This window comes from Eudoraea sp., assembly GCF_049665975.1.
Taxonomy (GTDB): Bacteria; Bacteroidota; Bacteroidia; order Flavobacteriales; family Flavobacteriaceae; genus Eudoraea.
On record NZ_JBATGR010000204.1, the window covers coordinates 1 to 4,020 of the forward strand.

General features: G+C 36.5%; 4 protein-coding genes. All 4 read right to left on the minus strand.

The genetic code is table 11. The features are described from left to right. Window positions 1-458 (minus strand): hypothetical protein (locus WBN20_RS07540; protein WP_424281248.1); only part of this gene is annotated, 458 nt, incomplete at its 3' end. A gap of 129 nt (window positions 459-587) precedes the next feature. Next, on the minus strand, window positions 588-1,349 hold the full coding sequence (locus tag WBN20_RS07545) for a LytR/AlgR family response regulator transcription factor (RefSeq protein ID WP_424281249.1): 762 nt from the start codon (window positions 1,347-1,349) through the stop codon (window positions 588-590). Next, window positions 1,346-2,383 carry a sensor histidine kinase gene (locus WBN20_RS07550; RefSeq protein ID WP_424274962.1) on the minus strand — a complete coding sequence of 346 codons (1,038 nt, stop codon included), beginning with the start codon at window positions 2,381-2,383 and terminating at the stop codon, window positions 1,346-1,348. The genes WBN20_RS07545 and WBN20_RS07550 overlap by 4 nt, the downstream gene beginning before the upstream one ends. Window positions 2,384-2,530: 147 nt before the next feature. Continuing rightward, the gene (locus WBN20_RS07555) at window positions 2,531-3,133 is read right to left on the minus strand and encodes a hypothetical protein (RefSeq protein WP_424281250.1); all 603 of its coding nucleotides are present in this window, start codon (window positions 3,131-3,133) and stop codon (window positions 2,531-2,533) included. Window positions 3,134-4,020: the final 887 nt, after the last annotated feature.

Here is a 4,020-nt window from a genome sequence, read left to right on the forward strand (position 1 = left end):
TCTTTTAATAGATTATAATCGAGTCCCAGTATGCGACGCCTGGCACTATTAAATTCCTGATCGTCCCATGGACAATGATAAAGTCCAAGGAGCGCCTCTGGTTTGATTTCCTTGATAATCCTTTTTATTTCATAGGTCCAATCATAAATCACCTCGCATCGCCAATTACGCCATGATTCATCATGGTTGTTCAGTATCCATAGTGCCTTCTTTGAGGTAATTCCGTCCGGTATTTCGATTCCTGAATCTTTTGAGAAATTATCAAGACAATGATCACAAAAACACGTTTCGGGCAAGATGGGCTCAGGTTCTTCAAACTGTGCATGCCAATGCACATAGTCCATCCAAATACCATCCAGGTCATACTCCAAAAGTAAATCCCGTAGCTGGCCAAAACGATACTGACGGAAACCGGGTTCGGTAGGACAAACCCCCATAAACCACGATGCAGCTTGCACTTTTTCACCTTTTTCATTGATTGCCCAGGCTTCAGGGGTCAGGTTAGGGCCACAAACTTAAACAGCATATACCTGCACTAGAAGATGGTGCGGGTTTTTGCATTTCTGCATCCTAATCAACTAACTAGATTAAGAATTGATCCATTCTTTAAACGCTTTAGATTTAGCTTTGCTAACCACAATTTGTTCTTTAAAAACAGGCAATACATTTAGGATCAGCTTTCCGTTGAAATAATATTTGATATTTGCAATAGCATCTTTATGAACTATGAGTTGTCTGTTGACCCTGTAAAAGCATGATGGGTCTAGTTCATTTTCTATATCTTCTAATTTTTTATCAAGGGTATAACTTTTATTGTCTTTGGTAATCCCCTTAACGATACCGGAGTCTATATATAGATACGCAATACTTGAGGTTTTAATTGGGATCAATTGGTCTCTGTAACTCACCAAATACGTTGTTTTGTATGTTTTATTATTGGCTTTGATAAGATTTAACAGCCCTTCCATCTGAATATTAGAGGAGGCATCTGTCTGCGATTGAACTTCAAATTGAGTCAGCGCTTTTCCCAGTTCATCTTCATCAACGGGCTTTAATAAATAATCAATACTATTTACCTTAAAAGCTTTTAGTGCATACTGATCATAGGCTGTGGTGAAAATTACCGGTTTTGTTATTTTAACTTTATCGAATATTTCAAAAGAAAGCCCATCGGCCAAATGAATGTCCATAAACACTAATTCAGCATCGTTAGGTGCAGAAAAGTATTCAACTGAGGATCTTACAGAATCTAAAACGGCAAGGATCTCAATATTGGGATTCAGTTTCTTAAGTAAATAGGTCAGATTTTCACTTGCCGCTAGCTCGTCTTCAACAATAACTACTTTCATTCTCCTGATTTTAAAGGCAGCTTAACACTGAATGTATTATTGTCTTTCGCAATTACAATATTTTGCTTTTCAATTAAAAAATATCTTTTGTCCAGGTTTACCAGCCCATGTCCGGTGCCTTCAGACATTACGGTTCTGGGTTGTATCTTGTTTTCAACAAAGATAAACCCATCCTTGTAAAATATTTTCACAGTCAATGGATTGATTTCGGATATCTCATTATGCTTTACTGCATTCTCAACAAGTAATTGCAGTGCCAATGGCGGGATTTCTTTTTCAAGGTATTTTTCATCAATTTTAATATCAATAGTAAATCGATCTCTATATCGGGTTTTTGTTAAATAGCAATAACTATCCAAGAATTTAAGTTCTTCTTTTAAGGATACCATGTCCCTGTCTCCGCTCTGTAAAATATAACGGTACATGAACGACAGCTTTTTTACAAATTGGGTTGCTTTGTCATTATCCCTGATTAAACAGCTTAGTGAATTTAAGGAGTTGAAAAGGAAATGAGGGTCTATTTGATTTTTTAAGGCGGTTAATTCAGTTTGGAGATTTTGCTGTTTTAGCCGTTCATTTTCAATTAAACTTAGTTGTGATACCATCTGAAGTCTGAGTATTCTGGCTACGAAAAGCAGGATTATTACCAGCACAGTGAGCTCAACCAATAAGAAACCTTTTTCCACCTCAGGCAATGGGTGGCCAATAATAAAGGTAAAAATAAAATCAAGTATTGGCGTTCCAATTAAAAGGATGACGAGATTTAAAATAACCACGGCAATTACCCTTGTTGCTTTTTTATATTTTGTGAAAAAATACCCCCAGTTAGAATTTAGTTGCAAAATGAGCCATGAAAACAAAAAGAAAAAAACAAATTTTATAAAAAAATCAACCACCCAATCTATAGAAAAATCCATATCACCTTCGTGGAATTTGCTGTAGATATATATGGTCTTGGGTAGCGAAACCAATACGGCAAAAACTAAAGACACCTTTACTAATTGGGATCGTTTTACTTTTATTTGTCTTAACATGTTACTACGTATTGATAAGGAATGGCACTTGTTTTACAAATTTACACGAATTTCTTTGGCCAATTGATTTTAGACTATCGCCCTAAAACCAAGCCCTATCTTGCAAAGACAGGGCTTAGGGAGCAACAACAAACTCAAGTCAATGTTTTATAAACTCAGGGCATTAAAATCCTGAGGAAGATACATGCTGGGGTCAAACCCTAGCTCAATCGCCTCTTCTTCTTCTTCAATGTAAATGATCTCATCTAAATTGAGCTCTCCTACTGCATAGGGATTAAAATCTTCTGGCAGATATTGTTTTGTATCAAACCCCAAATCAATATCTTCATTCATTTCCAGATATTCAATGTCTGCTAATTTCAATCCTGCTTCGGCATAAGGATTAAAACCAAGTGGCAGGTAATCTTTAGTGTCGAATCCTAAGTCAATTTCTCCTTCTATTTCAACATAATCTATTTCACTGATATCAAAAGACATTCCTTTATAGGCATTGAACCCAAGAGGTAAATACAATGAGGTGTCAAAGCCCAAAACCATTTGATCATTTTCTTCAATGTAAACGATGTCATCAAGCCAACAGAAATCAGTATTTGAAATTAAAGATGGATTATTAGAATAGGTATCAAAAGCGTTTGTAAACATTTTATTCTTATCGTTGGCTTCCAAGTCATTAGAGTAAAGACTTGTTCCATTAAAGGCCAGTAAGAGCGTCGTGCTTACTATTCCTACTATTAAAGTTGCTTTTCTCATGATCTATATTTTTAAATTTTAATTGTTAATTCGATATTGTTATTCATACCACAAATGTAGGCAGGAGTTGGGTTGTAAATGAATTCAATTTTACTGAATCGTCATAATTAGGAGGTGAAATGACCTACGAGGCAAGTGAAATACTCTTTGATACTTTGAAATTGAAGATAATAGAACGAAAAAGCTTGTAAGGCAGTAAAGTTTTTTGGGATTAAAGTTGTCATTACTATGAAAAAGATGCGAAAAACGACAAGATTTTTTAGTTGTTATTAAAGCTTATATCAGGAAAATATTTTTGTCGAGGTTCTAAAAAAGTACAAAGGCTTAAAATTCGGATACCTATTAAGTTGGCAAGTTGACAAATAGTTATATAAGAGATAAATCCTGGCCCTATAATCAAAAATGTCTACCGGGCACTTGATTAATGCTCTGTCCGGTTCAAGAGCGGAGCGATCTAACCCAGCCCTCCTTTGGTGGGCCTGTCCTCCGGAGTAAAACGAAGGCAAAGTGTAGTTTTCTACCCGCCTGCGGCCGGCAGGTTTGCAACAGCGGGACTTCTCTGGTCCAAGAGCGGAGCGATCTAACCCAGCCCTCCTTTGGCGGGCCTGTCCTCCGAAGTAAAACGAAGGGTTGGCGTGTCCATCCGAAATGGAATGAAGGAGGGGTGGGACCACATGGACTGTCAAAGAACTACAAAAATGTAGCTCCTTTTTTTTGTGCCTAATGTTTACAACCACGTTTACGACCATGCTTATTTTCTCCTCTTTTTAGTTCATATTTACGTAAAATGAATGTTGCTTAGTATATGTATCCATTCTCACGATTTCTACCAAAACGAATCAACCTTATTGAATACAGAAGCATGATTTAAGGTCACATATAAAAAT